At 60.1% G+C, this 21,933-nt stretch carries 19 protein-coding genes; 14 read left to right on the forward strand and 5 right to left on the reverse strand.

Features of this window, described 5'->3' with window-relative positions; genetic code table 11:
* Nucleotides 1-19 precede the first annotated feature (19 nt).
* Genes QFW87_RS24995 through QFW87_RS25005 form a run of 3 tightly spaced genes read right to left on the reverse strand, consistent with a single transcriptional unit; the run spans nt 20 to nt 2,693 of the window.
* Nucleotides 20-787: a heme ABC transporter ATP-binding protein gene (locus QFW87_RS24995; protein WP_283189127.1), complete on the reverse strand. Its 768-nt coding sequence runs from the start codon at nt 785-787 to the stop codon at nt 20-22.
* Nucleotides 787-1,770 (reverse strand): iron ABC transporter permease, encoded by a 984-nt coding sequence (locus QFW87_RS25000; protein ID WP_283190952.1) that lies wholly within the window; start codon nt 1,768-1,770, stop codon nt 787-789. The genes QFW87_RS24995 and QFW87_RS25000 overlap by 1 nt, the downstream gene beginning before the upstream one ends.
* A gap of 50 nt (nt 1,771-1,820) precedes the next feature.
* Nucleotides 1,821-2,693: an ABC transporter substrate-binding protein gene (locus QFW87_RS25005; RefSeq protein ID WP_283181688.1), complete on the reverse strand. Its 873-nt coding sequence runs from the start codon at nt 2,691-2,693 to the stop codon at nt 1,821-1,823.
* A 166-nt stretch (nt 2,694-2,859) separates the two neighbouring features.
* Between QFW87_RS25005 and QFW87_RS25010 the strand changes: the two genes are divergently transcribed.
* Nucleotides 2,860-3,177: a Rieske 2Fe-2S domain-containing protein gene (locus QFW87_RS25010; RefSeq protein WP_283189128.1), complete on the forward strand. Its 318-nt coding sequence runs from the start codon at nt 2,860-2,862 to the stop codon at nt 3,175-3,177.
* On the opposite strand, the gene sfsA is transcribed toward QFW87_RS25010, so the two are convergent.
* Nucleotides 3,174-3,887, reverse strand: coding sequence for a DNA/RNA nuclease SfsA (sfsA, locus tag QFW87_RS25015; protein ID WP_283189129.1), 714 nt, complete (start codon nt 3,885-3,887; stop codon nt 3,174-3,176). The two genes, QFW87_RS25010 and sfsA, sit on opposite strands and share 4 nt — an antisense overlap.
* Nucleotides 3,887-5,059, reverse strand: a complete 1,173-nt coding sequence (locus QFW87_RS25020; RefSeq protein WP_283189130.1) for a pyridoxal phosphate-dependent aminotransferase — start codon at nt 5,057-5,059, stop codon at nt 3,887-3,889. Before QFW87_RS25020 ends, sfsA begins: the two co-directional genes overlap by 1 nt.
* Nucleotides 5,060-5,391: 332 nt before the next feature.
* On the opposite strand from QFW87_RS25020, the gene dksA reads away from it, so the two are divergent.
* From dksA to QFW87_RS25085, 13 genes are all read left to right on the forward strand, one after another.
* Nucleotides 5,392-5,832: an RNA polymerase-binding protein DksA gene (dksA, locus tag QFW87_RS25025; RefSeq protein ID WP_007902025.1), complete on the forward strand. Its 441-nt coding sequence runs from the start codon at nt 5,392-5,394 to the stop codon at nt 5,830-5,832.
* A 201-nt stretch (nt 5,833-6,033) separates the two neighbouring features.
* A complete protein-coding gene (gene gluQRS / locus QFW87_RS25030) occupies nt 6,034-6,930 on the forward strand; it encodes a tRNA glutamyl-Q(34) synthetase GluQRS (protein ID WP_283189131.1) in 897 nt (298 codons plus the stop codon).
* Nucleotides 6,931-7,007: 77 nt separating this feature from the next.
* The gene (locus QFW87_RS25035) at nt 7,008-7,184 is read left to right on the forward strand and encodes a hypothetical protein (protein WP_003176118.1); all 177 of its coding nucleotides are present in this window, start codon (nt 7,008-7,010) and stop codon (nt 7,182-7,184) included.
* Nucleotides 7,168-10,122: a sensor histidine kinase gene (locus QFW87_RS25040; RefSeq protein ID WP_283181693.1), complete on the forward strand. Its 2,955-nt coding sequence runs from the start codon at nt 7,168-7,170 to the stop codon at nt 10,120-10,122. Before QFW87_RS25035 ends, QFW87_RS25040 begins: the two co-directional genes overlap by 17 nt.
* Nucleotides 10,123-10,144: 22 nt before the next feature.
* The gene (locus QFW87_RS25045) at nt 10,145-11,581 is read left to right on the forward strand and encodes a sigma-54 dependent transcriptional regulator (protein WP_283181694.1); all 1,437 of its coding nucleotides are present in this window, start codon (nt 10,145-10,147) and stop codon (nt 11,579-11,581) included.
* A gap of 883 nt (nt 11,582-12,464) precedes the next feature.
* Nucleotides 12,465-13,865, forward strand: a complete 1,401-nt coding sequence (locus QFW87_RS25050) for a polynucleotide adenylyltransferase PcnB (RefSeq protein WP_283189132.1) — start codon at nt 12,465-12,467, stop codon at nt 13,863-13,865.
* A gap of 3 nt (nt 13,866-13,868) precedes the next feature.
* A complete protein-coding gene (gene folK, locus QFW87_RS25055; protein WP_283189133.1) occupies nt 13,869-14,354 on the forward strand; it encodes a 2-amino-4-hydroxy-6-hydroxymethyldihydropteridine diphosphokinase in 486 nt (161 codons plus the stop codon).
* A 281-nt stretch (nt 14,355-14,635) separates the two neighbouring features.
* Nucleotides 14,636-15,436, forward strand: coding sequence for a 3-methyl-2-oxobutanoate hydroxymethyltransferase (panB, locus tag QFW87_RS25060; protein WP_283189134.1), 801 nt, complete (start codon nt 14,636-14,638; stop codon nt 15,434-15,436).
* Nucleotides 15,433-16,293, forward strand: coding sequence for a pantoate--beta-alanine ligase (gene panC, locus QFW87_RS25065; RefSeq protein ID WP_283181698.1), 861 nt, complete (start codon nt 15,433-15,435; stop codon nt 16,291-16,293). Before panB ends, panC begins: the two co-directional genes overlap by 4 nt.
* A 196-nt stretch (nt 16,294-16,489) precedes the next feature.
* Nucleotides 16,490-16,870, forward strand: coding sequence for an aspartate 1-decarboxylase (gene panD, locus QFW87_RS25070; RefSeq protein WP_283189135.1), 381 nt, complete (start codon nt 16,490-16,492; stop codon nt 16,868-16,870).
* A gap of 229 nt (nt 16,871-17,099) precedes the next feature.
* The gene (gene pgi, locus QFW87_RS25075) at nt 17,100-18,764 is read left to right on the forward strand and encodes a glucose-6-phosphate isomerase (RefSeq protein WP_283189136.1); all 1,665 of its coding nucleotides are present in this window, start codon (nt 17,100-17,102) and stop codon (nt 18,762-18,764) included.
* Between the two features lie 200 nt (nt 18,765-18,964).
* Nucleotides 18,965-20,902: an acetate--CoA ligase gene (gene acs / locus QFW87_RS25080; RefSeq protein WP_283189137.1), complete on the forward strand. Its 1,938-nt coding sequence runs from the start codon at nt 18,965-18,967 to the stop codon at nt 20,900-20,902.
* A 66-nt stretch (nt 20,903-20,968) separates the two neighbouring features.
* On the forward strand, nt 20,969-21,841 hold the full coding sequence (locus tag QFW87_RS25085; RefSeq protein WP_283189138.1) for an oxygenase MpaB family protein: 873 nt from the start codon (nt 20,969-20,971) through the stop codon (nt 21,839-21,841).
* The last annotated feature ends 92 nt before the right edge of the window (nt 21,842-21,933 follow it).

Below are 21,933 nucleotides of genomic sequence, written 5' to 3' on the forward strand. Positions count from 1 at the left end.
TTTTCACTCCATAAAAAACTCAGCGGGCGATGATCAGCGGATGCCCACGCTCCGGGTGCTGCTGCACCAGCACTTCCAGCCCGAACACGGCCTTCAGTGGTTCCGGGCGCAACACCTGCTCCGGTGTATCGAGCGCCACAGGGCGCCCGCCTTCGAGCAGTAACAGGCGATCACAATAGCGCGCTGCCAGGTTCAGATCATGCAGGATCACCAGCACCGCCGCGCCGCGATTGGCAAACTCGCGTACGGCTTGCAACGTGGTGTGCTGATGAAGCGGGTCGAGCATCGACGTTGGCTCATCGAGCAACAACGTTTGCCCCGCTTCGCCCGGCCAGAGCTGCGCCAGAACCCGCGCCAGATGCACCCGCTGACGTTCACCACCGGACAAGGCCAGATAGCTGCGGCCACTCAAATGCCCGGCATCGGCAGCGTGCAATGCGGCGGCGACGATCTCGTCATCGCGGGCCCGACCGCTTTGATGCGGCAAGCGGCCCATGCCGACCACTTCTTCGACACGAAAGGCGAAGTCCAGGGTCGACACCTGCGGCAATACCGCCAAACGCTGCGCTCGCGCCGTCCCCGCCCAATCGCTCAACTCGCGCTCATCGAGCCAGACGCCGCCATGATGAGCCTGCAACTCGCCGCACAAGGCGCCGAGCAAAGTGCTTTTGCCGGCGCCGTTCGGCCCCAGCACGCCGAGAACCTCGCCCGGTTTGAGCTCAAGCGTGATGTCCGTCAGGACAATCTTTCGGCCCCGCCGGATTTGCAGATTTTGCGTTCGCAACATCAGGCACGCCCCCTGACCAATAAATACAGAAAGAACGGCGCACCGATGAAAGCCGTGACGATCCCGATCGGCAATTCGGCCGGCGCCAGGGCCAGTCGCGCCACCAGATCGGCAAACAACAAAAGACTGGCACCCGCCAATACTGACGCTGGCAATAGCACACGATGATCGGGACCGGCCAATAGACGCACCAGATGCGGCACCACCAGACCCACAAACCCGATCATCCCCGCCGCGGCCACCGCAGCACCGACACCCAACGCCGTGCAAAACACCAATTCGCGCTTGAGCCCTTCGACGTCGATGCCCAGGTGTCCAGCCTCCGACTCACCCAGCAACAACGCATTCAAGGCTTTGGCCCGGCGCGGCAGCCACAACGCCACGCTGGCACTGATCAGCAGCAACGGCCAGAGCCGGGAATAGCTGGCGCCATTGAGGCTGCCCAGGTTCCAGAACGTCAGGGTACGCAGCGTCTCGTCATCCGCCAGATAGGTGAACAGCCCCACGGCGGAACCGGCCAGCGCAGTCAACGCAATACCGGCCAGCAGCATGGTCGCGACATTGGTCTGCCCGTTGCGTCGGCCCAGTCGATACACCAACGCGGTCACGCCGAGCCCGCCGAGAAACGCGCACAGCGATAACAGATAAGGCCCGAAGGATTCGGGCAGTCCGCCGAACACAGAACCACCGACGATCGCAATTGCCGCGCCCAATGCCGCACCGCTGGAGACGCCGACCAGCCCCGGATCAGCCAGAGGATTTCGAAACAACCCCTGCATCGCCACGCCGGACAGTGCCAATACACCCCCCACGGCCAAACCCAACAAGGTTCGCGGCAAGCGAATCTGCCCGAGGATCAGCTCGGCCTGCTCCAGCCCGTCGGGCGCGATCGGTACACCCACCAGGCGCAGGGCTGCACGCAAGGTGTCGAACAACGGCAAGCTTACCGGTCCAAGCGCCAACGACAGCCAGATGGCCACCACACACAGCAGGATCAGACCAATAAATAAAGCACGTGGTTTAACCAGGATGATCATTGGCCGGCCGTGCCGGGGTAAAAGGCGTCAGACAGTATTTTCAACGCATCGGGTAGCCGCGGCCCCAAGCCCCCGACCAACAACGTCGGATCAAGCTCCATGACTCGCCCGTACTTGGCTGCGCGGGTCGAGGACAGCATCGGGTTCTCCTTGAACAACGCCGCACGTGCCGCATCGCCGGTCAGTGCACGATCGGCAAACACCAGCACCTCGGGATCCAGGCTGACCAGGGATTCGACAGAAAAAGGTTTGTAGCCGGTATGCGTGGCCAGATTGTGCCCACCGGCCTGTTGCAGCAACCAATCGGCGGCGGTGTCCTTGCCGGCGATGAGCGGTTTGCCGCCCGCGTGGCCAAGCAACAACAGCACACCCGGCGATTTTTCTTTCAACTGCGCCCGAGTGACCCGGATCTTTTGCTGATCGAGTTGCTGTTGATAAGCCTGGAACAAGTGTGAGGCCTGATCGTCAGCGCCAAGCAACTTGCCCAGACGCTGCAAATTGCCCTGCAAGGTCGGCAGATCCGGCTGGGCCGAGAACAGTTCGACCTGCACGCCTGCACTGCGAACCTGCGAAAGTACCGGTGGCGGTCCCATTTCCTCGGTGCCGACCAGTATCTGCGGGCGTAAGCTCAAAATACCCTCCGCCGACAATTGCCGCTGATACCCGATGCTCGGCAATGCCTTGAGCGATTCCGGGTGCTGACTGGTGGTGTCGACACCGACCAGTTTCGATTCACCGCCCAGCGCGCTGATCCATTCCGATAAAGCTCCACCGGCACTGACCCAACGTTGTGGCAACTCGGCCGCTGCGGCGTGGTGGCTGACGAGGAGTCCGACACAGAGCGCAGCAACGCGGGTACTCAGGCGCATAAACAGCTTCCTTTAAGGGTTTTCCCGGGCATTGAAATGACAGGCCACGTATCCTTGGCGCCTGGCATCTGTTGCCGAAGGGCAAGGCGGCCATTTGATAATTGTTTGCATTTGAACGTCAAGCTCGGACATATCCAGTCACGAGCCGCAGGACTTGAGGATAGACATGAAGTTTCTTTGTGCAGGCGTTGAGCTGGCCGATGCCAGTAGTCGCGGCTTCGACATCGACGGCCAGAAGCTCTTTGCCGTGCGTCGTGGCGACCAGGTTTACGTCTACATCAATCGCTGCCCGCACCGTGGCGTCGGGCTGGAATGGAAGCCCGACCAGTTTCTCGACCCCAGCAACAGCCTGATCCAGTGCGCGACCCACGGCGCACTGTTTCTGATCGAAGACGGGGAATGCGTTGCCGGCCCTTGCGCTGGACAGTCCCTGACCACGGTCGTCTGCCGCGAAGACGAGCAAGGGATCTGGGTCAATCTTTAGCCGTTCAGCAACACATCCAGACGCCGATCCACCACCATTTCTTCGTGGGTCAAGTGCACGCCATAGGCCAGCACCTCGACCCCGCACGACACCGCCTCACGCAAGGCGGCGGCGTAGGCCGAATCGATTTCTTCTGCAGGACGCACGGCGTCGATGCCGGTGAGATTGACGCAATACAACTGCACCGCACGAATTCCGTCCCGGGCCAGATGCGCCAATTCGCGCAAATGCTTGGCCCCGCGCTGGGTCACCGCATCGGGAAACGCTGCCACCGAAGAACCATCGAAGCCCAAAGTGACGCTTTTGACTTCCACATAAGCCGGCCCGCTCGGGTAATCGAGGCGAAAATCGATGCGGCTGCTTTCCTGACCGTAGGCCACTTCGCGCTTCAGCTCGGTAAAGCCGTTCAACTCGGTGATGACACCGGCTCGCAGTGCCTCGTCGATCAAGCCGTTGGCCCGCCCGGTGTTCACACAGAACAAGCGCCCCTGCGGCGTTTCGCCGATTTCCCAGGTACCGGGCAACTTGCGCTTGGGGTCGTTGGAACGGCTGAACCAGACCTGCCCGCCCTCAACTTGGCAATTGAGCATCGAGCCGGTGTTCGGGCAGTGAATGGTCAGCAACTCGCCGCTAACGGTTTCGATATCGGCGAGAAAGCGCTTGTAACGACGAATCAAACGGCCTTCTTCGAGTGGAGGATGAAAACGCATCAGCTTTGCCAGCTCTTCAAGCCGCGCGCAATCCGCTCGACCGCTTCCTGTAGGCGCGGAAGACTTTGGGTGTAGGCAAACCGCACATGGTGACCGGCCTGATAACGACCGAAGTCCAGACCCGGAGTAATCGCAACGTGTTCGGTTTCGAGGAAATGTCGGCAGAATGCGAAGGCATCGCCGCCGAACTTGCTGATATCGGCATACAAGTAGAACGCGCCTTCAGGCTCAACGGCGATACCAAAGCCCAACTCTCGCAGGGCTGGCAGCAGGAAATCCCGACGACGGCCGAATTCGGCGCGACGCTCTTCCAGAATGCTGATCGTGGCCGGTTCGAAGCAGGCCAGAGCGGCGTGCTGAGCCATGCTCGGGGCGCTGATGTAGAGGTTCTGCGCGAGCTTTTCCAGCTCACCGACCGCCGCTTCAGGCGCCACCAGCCAACCAAGTCGCCATCCCGTCATGCCGAAATACTTGGAAAAACTATTCAGTACAAAGGCACTGTCATCGACTTCCAGCACGCTGGCCGCATCAGTGCCGTAGGTCAGACCGTGATAGATCTCATCCACCACCAGATGACCGTGACGCTCCTTGATCGCGGCCGACAGACCCGCCAGCTCATCGCGGGTCAGGATCGTCCCGGTCGGATTGGCTGGCGAAGCCACGAGGGCACCGACGCTGTCGTGATCCCAATGGCGCGCAATCAGGTCCGGCGTCAGTTGATAGCGCACGTCCGGACCTACAGGAACAAGCTGCGCCGCGCCTTCCACCAGCCGCAAAAAGTGCCGGTTGCACGGGTATCCCGGGTCCGCCAGCAGCCAGTGCTTGCCCGGATCCACCAACAAGGCGCTGGCCAGCAGCAGCGCACCAGAACCGCCAGGCGTGATGAGGATTCGCTGCGGGTCGATGTTCAAACCGTAACGCTGCTGATAAAAGCCGGAAATGGCCTCACGCAACTCGGGAATGCCGCGCGCGGCGGTGTAACGGGTCTTCCCCGCCGTCAATGCGGCCTGGCCGGCCTGAATGATCGGCTCGGCGGTGGTGAAGTCAGGTTCGCCGATTTCCAGGTGGATCACGTCGTGGCCAGCGGCTTGCAGTTCATTGGCCCGCGCCAGCAGCGCCATGACATGGAAAGGTTCGATCGCGCGACTGCGGGCACTGTAGGACTGAGCCATTAGCCTTCCTTCTACGGGGAAAAAAACTGATTCTACCCAAGCGCAGGAACGAGCGAGAACCTAAAGCGGTCAGACCGTTATAACGCTGGTCTCAAACGACTCAAGCGTGTGCCCCAGGTTTGACTAAAATCAATAATTGATCAGGTCTCCAGCGCCACCAGACAAGGCTTTGCAATCATTTGCAAGCACAGCGGGCCACTACCTCGACATCCGGGAGTAGCGCGGCCCGATTTGATCTGGTAAGTTCGCCCGCTTGCAGCCGCAGGGCCGGCAGGTGTCGGTGATGGAGCAATCCTGCGCAATGGATTACAAGAGTAGAGGCGGTCCATTTCATGCCCACCCAAGCAAAGCAGCAAAACCAGTCGATCAGCGGCTTCGAACCCTACAAAGAAGTAAAGGGCGAGGAATACATGGGCAAGCCCATGCGCGCTCACTTCACCAAGATCCTGAATAAGTGGAAACAGGACTTGATGCAGGAAGTCGACCGTACGGTTGATCACATGAAAGACGAAGCGGCCAACTTCCCGGACCCGGCAGACCGTGCCAGCCAGGAAGAAGAATTCAGCCTCGAGCTGCGTGCCCGCGACCGCGAGCGCAAGTTGATCAAAAAGATCGACAAGACGCTGCAACTGATCGAAGACGAAGAGTATGGCTGGTGCGAGTCCTGCGGCGTCGAAATTGGCGTCAAGCGACTGGAAGCCCGCCCTACCGCCGATATGTGCGTTGACTGCAAGACCCTGGCGGAAATCAAGGAAAAGCAAGTCGGCAAGTAATCTCGACTTGAACGAAAAACGGAGCGTGCGAACGCTCCGTTTTTGTTTCTGATATTTGCCTCGGCAACAAACCTGTGGGAGCGAGCCTGCTCGCGAAGGGGGCCATCAGTTTCAACAATAATGTTGCCTGACACACCGCTTTCGCGAGCAGGCTGGCTCCCAAAGGGACTTGCGCATGACCAGACAAAGTAAACTTGCCCCATGACCGCCATCGTTTCCCCCACCTACATCGGGCGCTTCGCCCCCACGCCCAGCGGGCATCTGCATTTCGGTTCGCTGGTCGCAGCGCTGGCCTCGTACCTCGACGCGCGCTCGGTGGGTGGCCGTTGGCTGATGCGCATGGAGGATCTCGATCCACCACGGGAGGAGCCCGGCGCTCAAGCGGCCATTCTCAAGGCGCTGGAAAGCTACGGCTTCGAGTGGGATGGCGAAATGGTCCGACAGAGTGACCGGCACGATGCCTACGCCGAAGTCCTCAATCGACTGTTCAATCACGGCCTGGCCTACGCTTGCACCTGCTCACGCAAAACACTTGCGCCCTATCACGGGATTTATCCAGGGCTGTGCCGCAACGCCGGTCATGACACTGAAGATGCTGCGATTCGCCTGCGTGTCCCCGAGCTGGAATATTACTTCATCGACCGGGTGCAAGGCGAATACCGCCAACACCTGGGCCGGGAGGTCGGTGATTTCGTGATTCGTCGCCGCGACGGGCTCTACGCCTATCAACTGGCGGTGGTGCTGGACGACGCCTGGCAAGGCATTACCGATATCGTCCGTGGTGCCGACCTGCTCGACTCCACACCGCGCCAGCTCTACCTGCAAGAACTGCTTGGCCTGCCGCAACCGCGTTATCTGCATATCCCGCTGATCACCCAGCCCGATGGCAACAAGCTCGGGAAGTCCTATCGTTCGCCGCCGTTGACCGAAGATCAGGCAACCCCCTTGTTGCTGCGTGCGTTGCGCGCACTGGGGCACAATCCCGGTGCCGAACTGGCTTACGCCACCCCACGGGAAGTGTTGAACTGGGGCATCGCCCACTGGGATGCAGTGTTGATCCCGCGCACACTCAACCTGCCCGAAGCACAACTACAGTGATCACACTTGCAGTGGCGCGCCCATCCGTTACCATCGCCGCACGTTTTCGGGCACGCGCATAAAAAAGAGAGGCCGGGATGTACATCTATCGCTTGGTCCTGCTCCTGGTAGTGGGGATTTATCTGTTCTCCCCGGCCATCATGGATTGGTGGATCGACGCCACTGGCGCCTGGTATCGCCCTTATCTGCTCTGGCTGATTCTGATCGTCGTGACCTTCATCCTGCAGAGCCAAAAAGATGCCGATGAGCTTTAGCCTGACCCAGATGATCCTGATCAGCGCCGCATACCTGGCGGTGCTGTTCGGCGTAGCCTGGGTCAGCGAACGGGGCATGATCCCCCGGGCGATCATTCGCCACCCGCTGACGTACACCCTGTCGTTGGGCGTTTACGCCAGTGCGTGGGCGTTTTACGGCACGGTGGGCCTGGCCTATCAATACGGCTACGGATTTTTGTCCAGCTATCTAGGCGTCTCCGGCGCGTTTCTGCTGGCACCGGTGCTTTTGTATCCGATCCTGAAAATCACCCGCACGTATCAGCTGTCGTCCCTGGCCGATCTGTTCGCCTTCCGCTTCCGCAGCACCTGGGCCGGCGCACTGACCACAATCTTCATGCTGATCGGCGTGCTGCCGTTGCTGGCGTTGCAAATTCAGGCGGTGGCCGACTCCATCGGCATCCTCACCCGCGAGCCGGTGCAACATCGCGTGGCCCTGAGCTTCTGCGCACTGATTACGCTGTTCACGATTTTCTTCGGCTCGCGCCACATTGCCACCCGCGAGAAACACGAAGGCCTGGTGTTCGCGATTGCCTTCGAGTCGGTGATCAAACTGATCGCCATCGGCGGCGTTGGTCTCTATGCGCTGTACGGCGTGTTCGACGGCCCGCAACAGCTGGAACTGTGGCTGCTGCAAAACCAGACCGCGCTCGCCGCTTTGCACACGCCATTGCAGGAAGGCCCGTGGCGTACGCTGCTATTGGTGTTCTTCGCTTCGGCGATCGTGATGCCGCACATGTACCACATGACGTTTACCGAAAACCTCAACCCGCGCTCGCTGGTCAGTGCGAGCTGGGGCTTGCCGCTGTTCCTGCTGTTGATGAGCCTGGCGGTACCGCTGATTCTCTGGGCCGGACTCAAACTCGGCGCCACCACCAACCCGGAATACTTCACGCTGGGCATTGGTATCGCGGCCAACAGCAAGGCTTTGGCGCTATTGGCCTATATCGGTGGATTGTCGGCGGCCAGCGGTTTGATCATCGTCACCACCCTGGCCCTGTCCGGGATGGCGCTGAACCATTTGGTACTGCCGCTCTATCAGCCGCCGGCCGAAGGCAATATCTACCGCTGGCTGAAATGGACCCGCCGGGGGCTGATCGTCGCGATCATCATGGCCGGTTACGGTTTCTACCTGCTGCTGGGCGCGGAACAGGATCTGGCGAATCTGGGCATCGTCGCCTTCGTCGCCACCCTGCAATTCCTGCCAGGTGTGCTGTCGGTACTGTACTGGCCGACCGCCAACCGCCGCGGTTTCATCGCCGGCTTGCTCGCGGGGATTCTGGTGTGGCTGGTGACCATGCTGCTGCCGCTGGTCGGCAATCTGCAGGGTTTCTACATACCGCTGCTGAACATGATCTACGTGCTGGACGACACCAGTTGGCACATGGCGGCGATCGCCTCGCTGGCGGCCAACGTGCTGATGTTCACCCTGATTTCGCTGTTCACCAACGCCAGCCCGGAAGAAGCCAGCGCCGCCGAAGCCTGCGCCGTGGACAACGTGCGTCGCCCGCAACGCCGCGAATTGCACGCCGCATCGCCTCAGGAATTCGCCACGCAGCTGGCAAAACCCTTGGGCGCCAAGGCTGCGCAGAAAGAAGTCGAACAGGCTCTGCGTGACCTCTATCTGCCTTTCGATGAGCGCCGGCCTTACGCCTTGCGCCGCTTGCGCGACCGTATCGAAGCCAACCTCTCCGGCCTGATGGGGCCGAGTGTGGCTCAGGACATGGTCGAGACATTCCTGCCTTATAAGGCCGGCGGCGAAAACTACGTCACCGAAGACATCCACTTCATCGAAAGTCGCCTCGAGGATTACCACTCGCGCCTGACCGGGCTTGCCGCCGAACTCGATGCCCTGCGCCGCTATCACCGCCAGACCTTGCAGGAGTTGCCGATGGGCGTTTGCTCGCTGGCCAAGGATCAGGAAATCCTCATGTGGAACAAGGCCATGGAGGAGCTGACCGGGATTGCCGCGCAGCGTGTGGTCGGTTCGCGGTTGAGTACTATTGCCGATCCCTGGAAAGAGCTGCTGCAAGGCTTCATCAATCTGCCGGACGAGCATTTGCACAAACAGCACCTGGCCCTCGACGGCCAGACCCGCTGGCTGAACCTGCACAAAGCGGCGATCGATGAACCGCTGGCCCCGGGTAACAGCGGCCTGGTTCTACTGGTGGAAGACCTGACCGAAACCCAGATGCTCGAAGACAAACTGGTGCACTCCGAGCGCCTGGCAAGCATTGGCCGACTCGCCGCCGGCGTGGCCCATGAAATCGGCAACCCGATCACCGGCATTGCCTGCCTGGCGCAGAACCTGCGCGAAGAGCGCGAAGAAGACAGCGAACTGAAGGAAATCAGCGGGCAGATCCTGGAGCAGACCAAACGCGTGTCGCGCATCGTTCAGTCGCTGATGAGCTTCGCCCACGCTGGCAGTCATCAGCACAGCGACGAGCCCGTCTGTCTGGCCGAAGTGGCCCAGGATGCCATCGGTTTGCTGGCCCTGAACCGACGTAATTTCGAAGTGCAGTTCTACAACCTGTGCGATCCCGATCACTGGGTCGAAGGCGACCCGCAGCGGCTTGCACAAGTACTGATCAACTTGCTCTCAAACGCCCGCGACGCCTCGCCTCCCGGCAGCGCGGTGCGGGTCAAAAGCGAAGCCGGCGAACACACGGTCGATTTGATCGTGGAGGACGAAGGCAGCGGTATTCCGAAGAACATCATGGATAGATTGTTCGAACCTTTCTTCACCACCAAGGATCCTGGCGAAGGCACCGGTCTGGGCCTTGCACTGGTCTATTCCATCGTTGAAGAGCATTATGGACAAATCACCATCGACAGCCCGGCTGATGTTCAAAGCCAACGCGGCACCCGTATCCGGGTGACCTTGCCGCGTCATGTCGAAGCGACGTCCGCTGTGAACTGAGACCGTCGAGAGTATCGAATCAATGCCGCACATTTTGATCGTCGAAGACGAAACAATTATCCGCTCCGCCTTGCGCCGCCTGCTGGAACGTAACCAGTACCAGGTCAGCGAAGCCGGTTCAGTGCAGGAAGCACAAGAACGCTTCACCATTCCCACGTTCGACCTGATCGTCAGCGACCTGCGTCTGCCTGGCGCGCCTGGCACCGAGTTGATCAAACTCGGCCAGGGCACTCCGGTGCTGATCATGACCAGCTACGCCAGCCTGCGTTCGGCGGTCGACTCGATGAAGATGGGCGCGGTGGATTACATCGCCAAGCCTTTCGATCATGACGAAATGCTCCAGGCCGTCGCGCGAATCCTGCGTGACCGTCAAGCTGTACAGGCCAGCGGTGAGCCGGTCGCCGGTAAAGCCGGTAATGGCGCCGCGAAACCGGGTGCCAGCAACAACAACGGCGAAATCGGCATCATCGGTTCCTGCCCGCCTATGCAGGATCTGTACAGCAAGATCCGCAAAGTCGCGCCAACCGACTCCAATGTCTTGATTCAGGGCGAATCCGGCACCGGTAAAGAACTGGTGGCGCGCGCCCTGCACAACCTGTCCAAACGTGCCAAGGCGCCGATGATTTCGGTGAACTGCGCGGCCATTCCAGAAAGCCTGATCGAGTCCGAACTGTTCGGCCACGAAAAAGGCGCGTTCACTGGCGCCAGCGCCGGGCGTGCCGGCCTGGTCGAAGCGGCCGACGGCGGCACCTTGTTCCTCGACGAAATCGGCGAACTGCCACTGGAAGCCCAGGCCCGCCTGCTGCGCGTGCTGCAGGAAGGCGAAATTCGTCGTGTGGGTTCGGTGCAGTCACAGAAAGTCGATGTGCGCCTGATTGCTGCGACTCACCGGGACCTCAAGAGCCTGGCGAAGATCGGCCAGTTCCGTGAAGACTTGTATTACCGCCTTCACGTGATCGCCCTGAAACTGCCAGCCCTGCGCGAGCGTGGCGCCGACGTCAACGAAATTGCCAATGCGTTCCTGGCGCGACAGAGCGCGCGGGTCAACCGCACCGACCTGAAGTTCGCCCCGGATGCCGAGCAGGCGATTCGTCATTACTCCTGGCCGGGTAACGTTCGGGAGCTGGAAAACGCCGTAGAACGTGCCGTCATCCTGTGCGAGAGCCCGGAGATTTCCGCCGAGCTGCTGGGGATCGACATCGAACTGAGCGATCTGGACGATGACGATTTCATCGGCCTGCCTCCACAACAGGGTAGCGCCGCCGGTAACAATAGCCATGAGCCGACCGAAGACCTGTCACTGGAAGACTACTTCCAACACTTCGTTCTCGAGCATCAGGACCACATGACCGAAACCGAGTTGGCGCGCAAACTCGGTGTCAGTCGCAAATGCCTGTGGGAACGCCGTCAGCGCCTGGGCATTCCGCGGCGCAAGACCGGGGTGGCCAGCGAGAGCTGAACCTCGCCTGTCTGATGCGCGGGTAACACGTGACCTTGTGAAAAAACTGTTACCTCAGCTTTTTCACGTAACAGAAGCCGGGGCTTACGGTAACGAAGCCCCGGTTTTTTTTGGCCTCTGAAAACCTCATCAGCCGGCCTAACCCCTTGTTTTACTGGGCCTCGCAAAAGTTGGCACGCACCCTGCTATATGTTTGATACAAGAACAATAACAAGCAATGCACAAGACAATAAAAATAAGACGTATCGACTCACGCACAACAAAAACAAGACGGCGAGAGGCGCAGCTAACTGATTCTTTTGGAGAGGCGTTGTATTTGGGGCTTGCCCCACGACCAGGCCGAGAACAACAAAAAACTGTCACAAGACAGAGCCTGAACTGGTTGGATCGCAAGATCACTGCAACACAGCGACCAAAGCAATCCGTTTGCTCTTGGCTCCCGATTGGGAGGGTCATGAAGGAAAAACTTCATGGCGAGGGCACTCAACAAAAACAAGAAGCCCGAATCAAAAATAAAAATAGAGCACGCAACTACTTTCTTGGGGAGCTTCGGCTCCCCTTGTAGTTTCTGCAATTCGGCTTTCACGCTGCCCCTGTAGCAGCTGCCGAGCAGCGCGAGGCTGCGTTCGATTGCGAAGCAGTCGCAATACAGGCACCCGGTTTCTTCTGACACACCGCAATCTCTGGTTTTACGACTACTGCGTAGTCGAACGCAGCCTCGCAGGCTCGGCAGCTGCTACACAAAGCCAATCCGCACCAACAAGCCCCTGCTTCAAGCGCTTGCGCAGCTTCCTACACCATCCCCCGACTAAATGCTAGAATCCCCGCCCATCATGCGGTCATTCTTCGTTTTGGCCGAACATTCCTTCAAACAGTGCATCCCATGCTGAAGAAGCTGTTCCAGTCATTCCGTTCTCCCAAGCGTCATACGCAACACATTCGCAGTACGCCTGAAGTGCTCAACAGCGGCCAACATTCGCTGCAAAAGGCCCAATTCAGTCGCTACGCGGTGAACATCGTCGAACGCCTGCAGAACGCCGGTTACCAGGCATACCTGGTCGGCGGCTGCGTGCGTGACATGCTGCTCGGCATCACGCCAAAAGACTTCGACGTCGCCACCAGTGCAACGCCTGAACAGGTTCGGGCCGAATTCCGCAACGCGCGGATCATCGGTCGTCGCTTCAAGCTGGTGCACATCCACTTTGGCCGCGAAATCATTGAAGTCGCGACCTTCCGCGCCAATCACCCGCAAAACGATGAAGAGGAAGACAGCAACCAGTCCTCGCGAAACGAGAGCGGGCGCATCCTGCGCGATAACGTCTATGGCACGCTGGAAGAAGACGCGCAACGCCGCGACTTCACCATCAACGCCTTGTATTACGATCCGGTCAGCGAGCGCATCCTTGATTACGCCAACGGCGTACACGACATCCGCAATCACCTGATCCGCCTGATCGGCGATCCGAAGCAACGCTACCAGGAAGATCCGGTACGGATGCTGCGAGCCGTGCGTTTCGCCGCCAAGCTGAATTTCGGCATCGAAAAACACAGCGCCGCGCCAATCCGCGAGCTGGCGCCGATGCTGCGCGAGATTCCATCGGCCCGCCTGTTCGAAGAAGTGCTCAAGCTGTTCCTCTCCGGCCATGCCGCGGACACCTTTGAGATGCTGGTCGACCTGCAGCTGTTCGATCCGCTGTTCCCGGCCAGTGCAGAGGCCCTGGAATACAACCCGACGTACGCTCACACGCTGATCAGCGAAGCGTTGATCAACACCGATCTGCGGATCAAACAGAACAAACCGGTGACCCCGGCGTTCCTGTTTGCGGCGCTGCTTTGGCCTGCCCTGCCGGCCCGCGTATTGCGCCTGCAAGAACGTGGCATGCCGCCGATTCCGGCGATGCAGGAAGCGGCTCATGAACTGATCGCCGAACAGTGCCAGCGCATCGCGATTCCGAAACGCTTCACCATGCCGATCCGCGAGATCTGGGACATGCAGGAGCGTCTGCCACGCCGCAGCGGCAAGCGCGCCGACCTGTTGCTGGACAACCCACGGTTCCGTGCCGGTTACGACTTCCTGCTGCTGCGCGAAAGCGCCGGCGAGCAGACCGATGACCTGGGCGAATGGTGGACGGATTATCAGGACGCCAACGACAGCGAACGTCGCGACATGATCCGCGACCTCAGCGGCAAGGATGACGGCACCGGCGCTCCACGCAAACGTCGCCGCAGCGGTGGCGCCAAGCGCAAACGCACCGCCGGCGCACCGAGCGCCACGGGCGAGTAATCCATGGAACGCATCTACATCGGCATGGGCAGCAATCTGGCTGACCCCGCCGAACAATTGCGCAGCGCCGTCGAGGCGCTGGCGCAGTTGCCGCAGACCGAACTGATCGGGGTTTCCGCGTTTTATCAGAGCGACTCGCTGCTGCCCGGCCAACCGCGTTACACCAACGCCGTTGCCGCCCTCGACAGCACACTCCCGCCGCTGGAGCTGCTTGATGCGCTGCAAGCCATCGAAAACGAACAAGGCCGCGAGCGTATTGAACGCTGGGGACCACGCACACTTGATCTCGACATCGTGCTGTTCGGTAATCGACTGATCGACGAACCTCGCCTCAAGGTGCCTCACTACCATATGCAAGAACGAGCTTTCGTTCTCTATCCTCTGGCCGAACTGGCGCCTGCGGATTTGCGTCTGGCTGATGGTCGCTGCCTCAGCGAATTGCTCGCAGCCTGCCCGTTCATCGGGTTGGAGCGCCTCTCCCACAATTGACAACCCGCTCCCACATTGGTTTTGTGTCGAACACAAGATCTACAGTTGCTGAATCGCATCAGTTACCCCGGTAACACCCCACGCGTAACAATGCGGTAACACACGCAATTGACTTCCCGAGTTCTCCTCACGACTATAGGCGTCCCGCTGCCGCCAACACGGCGCTGAAGGGCGCAATCCAGGCCTTAAAAGCACGACAACAGACCGTGCGCCTGTATTTAACGACGAATCACGCGCGTTACTCGCAGTAGTTTCCACAGCGCCTGAATGAGGAACTTTTCATGCCAGCCATCACCCTGACCACTCTGCAAGGTCTCAAGCAAAAAGGTGAAAAAATCACCATGCTGACCTGCTATGACGCGACCTTCGCCCACGCCTGCAATGAAGCGGGCGTCGAAGTGTTGCTGGTGGGCGACTCCCTTGGCATGGTGTTGCAAGGTCACGACAGCACCCTGCCGGTCACCACCGCTGAAATGGCTTACCACGTGGCGTCCGTCAAACGCGGTAACACCGATGCGTTGATCCTCGCCGACCTGCCCTTCATGGCCTACGCCACCACCGAACAAGCCATGAGCAACAGTGCCCTGTTGATGCAAGCGGGTGCGCACATGGTCAAGGTTGAAGGTGCGCTGTGGCTGGCGGACTCGATCCGTCTGCTGGCCGAACGCGGTATCCCGGTGTGCGCGCACATGGGGCTGACACCGCAATCGGTGAACATTCTGGGCGGTTACAAAGTCCAGGGTCGCAGCGAGAACCAGGCGCGGCAAATGCGTGCCGACGCCATCGCACTGGAGCAGGCCGGTGCATCCATGTTGCTGCTCGAGTGCGTACCGAGCGAACTGGCTCAGGAAATCACCCAGGCTGTGGGCATTCCGGTAATCGGCATCGGTGCCGGCAGCGGCACCGACGGCCAGGTATTGGTTCTGCACGACATGCTCGGCCTGTCGATCACTGGCCGTGTGCCGAAGTTCGTGAAGAACTTCATGGCCGGGCAACAAAACATTCAAGCGGCGATTGGCGCTTACGTCACTGAAGTCAAAGCGGCGACTTTCCCAGGTATCGAACACGGATTCTCTGCATGAACACCGTAAAAACCGTACGCGAATTGCGGGCCGCCGTGGCCCGTGCCCGTGGCGAAGGCAAGCGAATCGGCTTCGTGCCGACCATGGGCAACCTGCACAGTGGTCATGTTGCACTGGTGACCAAAGCCACCCAACGGGTGGATTTCGTGGTCGCGAGCATTTTCGTCAACCCGCTGCAGTTCGGCGCCGGCGAAGACCTCGACAAGTACCCGCGCACCCTCGCGGCCGATCAGGAGAAACTGCTCCAGGCCGGTTGCCACTTGCTGTTCGCGCCAACCGTTGAAGAAATGTATCCCGACGGCATGGTCGGCCAGACCCGCGTCAGCGTTCCGCAACTCTCCGAAGGCCTCTGCGGCGCCAGCCGTCCCGGGCATTTCGAAGGTGTGGCGACGGTAGTCACCAAGCTGTTCAACATGGTCCAGCCGGACCTGGCGATCTTCGGCCAGAAAGACTTCCAGCAACTGGCGGTGATCCGCGCCCTGGTGCATGACCTGAACATGCCGATCCAGATCATCGGCGAACCGACCGTACGTGCAGCCGATGGCCTGGCGCTGTCGTCGCGCAATGGTTTCCTCAGCGAAGAACAGCGGGCCGTTGCGCCGGTTGTGTATCGCGGTTTGAACCAGATTGCCGACGCGATCAAACAGGGTGAACGGGATTTCCCGGCGTTGATCGGTGCGCAGATCAAGCAGCTTGAAGCGGCGGGCTTGCGCCCTGACTATCTGGAGATTCGTCATGCGCTGACCTTGCGCCCGGCAACTGCGCAAGATCAGGATCTGGTGATTCTGGTGGCAGCGTTCCTGGGCACTACGCGGTTGATCGATAACCTGCATCTGAACCTCGACGCTACTGCCTGAACACCACAATCCCCCTGTAGGAGCCGAGCTTGCTCGCGAAAGCGGTGTGTCATTCAGCATTGATATCGACTGATCCACCGCTTTCGCGAGCAAGCTCCGCTCCTACAGGGTCCTGCGCTGCCTCGCCCCCTTATTGCCGCCCTTTAAGCCTTTGGGCACAATGCCCGCCGTTCGATTCCGACCTGGGGAAACACTCATGCACGCCATCATGCTCAAGGCCAAGCTGCATCGCGCCGAAGTCACCCACGCTGTACTCGATTACGAAGGTTCTTGCGCCATCGACGGCGAATGGCTGGACCTGTCCGGCATCCGTGAGTACGAACAGATCCAGATCTACAACGTCGACAATGGTGAACGCTTCACCACCTACGCGATTCGTGGCGAAGAAGGCTCGCGCATGATCTCGGTCAACGGTGCCGCCGCACACAAGGCCAAGGTCGGTGATCGCGTGATCATCTGCGCATACGCCCACTACAGCGAAGCCGAGTTGCTCAACTTCAAGCCACGCATGCTCTACATGGCGAAGGGTAATGAACTGAGCCATACCAGCAATGCCATTCCGGTTCAGGTCGCCTGATCCCGTCTTAGCCCCTCCCCCTTCCGTTTGTCGGACCGCTCACTGCTTGATGTATAAAAAAGTACCGGGAACGGGTCAGACAAAGTCAAGACAGATCGCAGCGCGAGGTTTACTGTATTCGCCCTGTGTCATGAAATCGTGTCGACGCAGTTGACCGGACGCCCACCCACAGCGCTCCGGTATTTTTAGTGTTCAAAAGGCCGTTCAAGTAAAAAGGAAACCCGCAGCGATGGCGTATTACCGCACCCCTCAAGACGTTACCGCTCTGCCCGCCTGGCAAGCGTTGAATGACCACCGCCAAGCCATGCAAGATTTCAGCATGCGCGAAGCCTTTAATGCCGATCCGCAGCGCTTTACCCAATTCACCCTCAGCAGCTGCGGCCTGTTTCTCGACTACTCGAAGAACCTGATCAACGCTCAGACCCGCGATCTGCTGGTGGGCCTGGCCAACGAAGTCGACCTTCAGGGCGCGATCAAAGCGCTGTTCGAAGGCGAAATCGTCAACTCCTCCGAAGGTCGTCCGGCCTTGCACACCGCCCTGCGCCGTCCGGTCGGCGACAAGCTGAAGGTCAACGGCGTCAACGTGATGCCGGAAGTGCACAAGGTCCTGAACCAGATCACCGACCTCGTGGGCCGTATCCACGACGGTTTGTGGCGCGGCTACTCCGAGAAGCCGATCACTGACGTGGTGAACATCGGCATCGGTGGCTCGTTCCTCGGCCCGGAGCTGGTCTCCGAAGCGCTGCTGTCCTACGCCCAGAAAGGCGTGCGCTGCCATTACCTGGCGAACATCGACGGCAGTGAATTCCACGAACTGACCATGAAGCTGCGTGCCGAAACCACGCTGTTCATCGTTTCGTCGAAATCCTTCAACACCCTCGAAACCCTGAAAAATGCTCAGGCCGCACGTGCCTGGTACCTGGCTCAGGGTGGTTCGGAAGCCGAGCTGTATCGTCACTTCATCGCCGTCTCCAGCAACAATGCAGCGGCTGTGGCCTTCGGGATCCGCGAAGAAAACATCTTCCCGATGTGGGACTGGGTCGGCGGTCGTTACTCGCTGTGGTCGGCCATCGGTTTGCCGATTGCCCTGGCCATCGGCATGTCGAACTTCAAGGAACTGCTGTCCGGTGCCTACACCATGGACCAGCATTTCCAGAGCGCACCGTTCGACCAGAACATGCCGGTGCTGCTGGCGTTGCTCGGCGTCTGGTACGGCAACTTCTGGGGTGCACAGAGCCACGCGATCCTGCCGTACGACCACTACCTGCGTAACATCACCAAGCATTTGCAACAGCTGGACATGGAATCCAACGGCAAGAGCGTGCGTCAGGACGGCACTCCAGTGTCCACCGACACGGGCCCGGTGATCTGGGGTGGCGTGGGCTGCAACGGTCAGCATGCGTATCACCAGTTGCTGCACCAGGGCACTCAACTGATCCCGGCCGACTTCATCGTGCCGATCGTCAGCTTCAACCCGGTGTCCGACCACCACCAGTGGCTGTACGCCAACTGCCTGTCGCAAAGCCAGGCGCTGATGCTGGGCAAGACCCTTGCCGAGGCCGAAGCCGAGTTGCGCGACAAAGGCATGAGCGAAGAAGAGGTGCAAAAACTCGCGCCTCACAAGGTGATCCCGGGCAACCGTCCGAGCAATACGTTGGTGGTCGAACGCATCAGCCCGCGTCGTCTCGGCGCATTGGTGGCGATGTACGAACACAAAGTCTTCGTGCAAAGCGTGATCTGGGGCATCAACGCCTTCGACCAATGGGGCGTGGAGCTGGGTAAAGAACTGGGCAAAGGCGTCTACAACCGCCTGGTCGGCAGCGAAGAAACCCCGGCTGACGATGCCTCGACCCAAGGCCTGATCAACTACTTCCGCGGTCGTCACCGCGGCTAACGCCATCCCTGTAGGAGCGAACGGTGCGGCGATCCGACTTGCTCGCGAAGAACGATAACTCGGTGTACCTGATACACCGAGCCGCCTTCTTCGCGAGCAAGCTTCGCTCCTACAGGGTTGTGTTTGTTTTCGGGTATTGAACCCGCCTCCCACTCGGCGCATCTTTATTACTTGTCGCAAAACAAGAATAAGGAACCGTCATGTTCGATATCAGCACGTTCCCCCAAGCCGATGCCGTCCGCCGGGCTGCACAATTAAGTCAAGACGACTACAAGCGCCTGTACCGCCAATCCATCGAGCACCCCAGCACCTTCTGGGCCGAACAGGCCACACGCTTTCTCGACTGGAGTAAGCCGTGGGATACCGTCCAGCGCTATAACCTGAAAACCGGTGAGGCGAGCTGGTTCGCCGGCGGAAAGTTAAATGTCAGTTACAACTGCATTGACCGTCACCTGGAAAAGCGCGGCGATCAAATCGCGATCATCTGGGAAGGCGACGACCCTGCCGAATCCGCGCAGATCAGCTACAAAAAACTTCATCACAACGTCTGTCGCCTGGCCAACGTGCTCAAAAGCCGTGGCGTGAAGAAAGGTGACCGCGTGTGCATCTACATGCCGATGATCCCCGAAGCCGCCTACGCCATGCTCGCCTGCACGCGCATTGGTGCGGTGCATTCGGTGGTGTTCGGAGGTTTCTCTCCGGACTCTGTGCGTGACCGGATTCTCGATGCCGACTGCCGCACCGTGATCACCGCCGATGAAGGCGTGCGCGGCGGTAAAGTCGTGCCGCTCAAGCAGAAGGTCGACAAGGCGCTGCACAGTTGCCCGAACGTCAGCACCGTCATCGTGGTCGAGCGCACTCAGGGCGAAGTGGACTGGGTCGAGGGCCGGGACATCTGGTATCACCAGGCGCTGCGCGACGTCAGCGACCATTGCCCGCCGGAACCGATGGACGCCGAAGACCCGCTGTTTATCCTCTACACCTCCGGTAGCACCGGCAAACCCAAAGGCGTACTGCACACCACCGGCGGCTACCTGCTGCAAGCGGCGATGACCTTCAAGTACGTGCTCGACTACCGCGACGACGAAGTCTTCTGGTGCACCGCCGATGTCGGCTGGGTCACCGGCCACAGCTACATCGTCTATGGTCCGCTAGCCAACGGCGCGACCACGCTGATCTTCGAAGGCGTGCCGAGCTACCCGAGCAGCTCGCGCTTCTGGCAGGTGATCGACAAGCACCATGTGAACATTTTCTATACCGCCCCGACCGCGCTGCGCTCCCTGATGCGTGAAGGCCCCGAACCGCTGAAGGAAACTTCCCGCGCGAGCCTCAGATTACTCGGCAGTGTCGGTGAGCCCATCAACCCGGAAGCGTGGGAGTGGTACTTCAATGCTGTCGGCGAACAGCGTTGTCCGATCGTCGATACCTGGTGGCAGACCGAAACCGGCGGCATCATGCTCAGCCCTTTGGTCAGCGCTCAACGGATCAAACCCGGCTGCGCCACGCAACCGATGTTCGGCGTGCAACCGGTGTTGCTCGATGAAGTGGGCAAGGAAATCAAAGGCGCCGGCAGCGGCGTGCTGGCGATCAAATCCAGCTGGCCGGCGCAGATCCGCAGCGTCTATGGCGACCCGCAACGAATGGTCGACACCTACTTCAAGCCCTACCCCGGTTACTACTTCACCGGCGACGGTGCCCGGCGCGATGAGGATGGTGATTACTGGATCACCGGGCGCATCGACGACGTGATCAACGTCTCCGGACACCGCATCGGCACCGCGGAAGTGGAAAGCGCGCTCGTGCTGCACGACAGCATCGCCGAAGCGGCGGTGGTCGGCTACCCGCACGACGTCAAGGGTCAGGGCATCTACGCCTTCGTCACCCCCATGAACGGCACCGAGCCCAGTGACGAACTGAAGAAAGCACTGCTCGCTCACGTCAGCGAGGAAATCGGCAGCTTCGCCAAACCGGACCTGATCCAGTGGGCGCCGGCCTTGCCGAAAACCCGTTCGGGCAAGATCATGCGGCGCATTTTGCGCAAGATCGCCTGCAACGAACTGGACAGCCTGGGCGACACCTCGACCCTGGCTGACCCGAGCGTGGTCCAGGAGTTGGTCGATAAACGCCTGAATCAGTAAGTTCATGCTTTAAACTTCCCGGCGCGGCCCATCACGGCCGCGCCTTTTTGTCGCCACTGAGTCGCCATGGAATTCATTCGAACCCGCATCGAAACCCAGATCATGAGCCTGACCGGTCTGTCTCTGGGCAAGCTCGACCTGGAAAACCCCAAGGGCGATCCCGGCCTGTTCGGCCCCGATTCGGTGAGTTGGCAAGTGCATGGCGACTTCAGCAGCATGCTGATCGGCGGCATCAGCGCCCTGATGCTGCAAGCTCTGCATCCACTGGCCCTGGCCGGGGTCTGGGACCATTCGAATTTTCGCGAGGACATGATCGGCCGACTGCGTCGCACCGGGCAGTTCATTGCCGGCACCACCTTCGGTTCGCGAAAGGACGCCGACTGGCTGATCGAGACAGTCCGCACCATCCACCTGCAAGTGACCGGCACAGCACCGGATGGCCGGCCCTACGCCGCCAGCGATCCCGATCTGTTGACCTGGGTGCACGTGGCCGAAGTCAGCAACTTCCTCGCGGCCCATTTGCGTTACCGCAATCCGAACCTTTCCCTTGCTGATCAGGACCGTTACTACGCGGAAATCGCGCTGGTCGCCGAACGGCTCGGCGCCCGTGACGTGCCGCATTCGCGGCAGGAAATTGCCGATTACCTTGAGCGCATTCGCCCACAGCTACTGTGCGATGAGCGCAGTCGAGAGGTGTTACGGCTGTTGTTGAACGCCCCGTCCCCCAGCCGTTTGGCCAGACCTTTCGGCGGTTTGATGATGAAGGCCGGGATCGACCTGCTGCCGGACTGGGCCAGTGAGATGCTTGGCGTCAGCCAGAGCCCGCTGCAACGCAAGCTGATCCGCGCCAGCGTCAATCGCAGCGTGCCGATGATGCGCTGGGCGGTGCGTAATGGCTCGGTGCACCGGGCCAAACGACGAATGGGTTTGCTGACCTGAAAACCGCTTAAAAGCTTCGCGAGCAGGCTCGCTCCCACAGGGGATTTTCGGTGCACATTTTGAGTTCGACACAAATCTAGTGTGGGAGCGAG

The organism is Pseudomonas sp. PMCC200344 (genome assembly GCF_030053095.1).
Lineage (GTDB): Bacteria > Pseudomonadota > Gammaproteobacteria > Pseudomonadales > Pseudomonadaceae > Aquipseudomonas > Aquipseudomonas svalbardensis.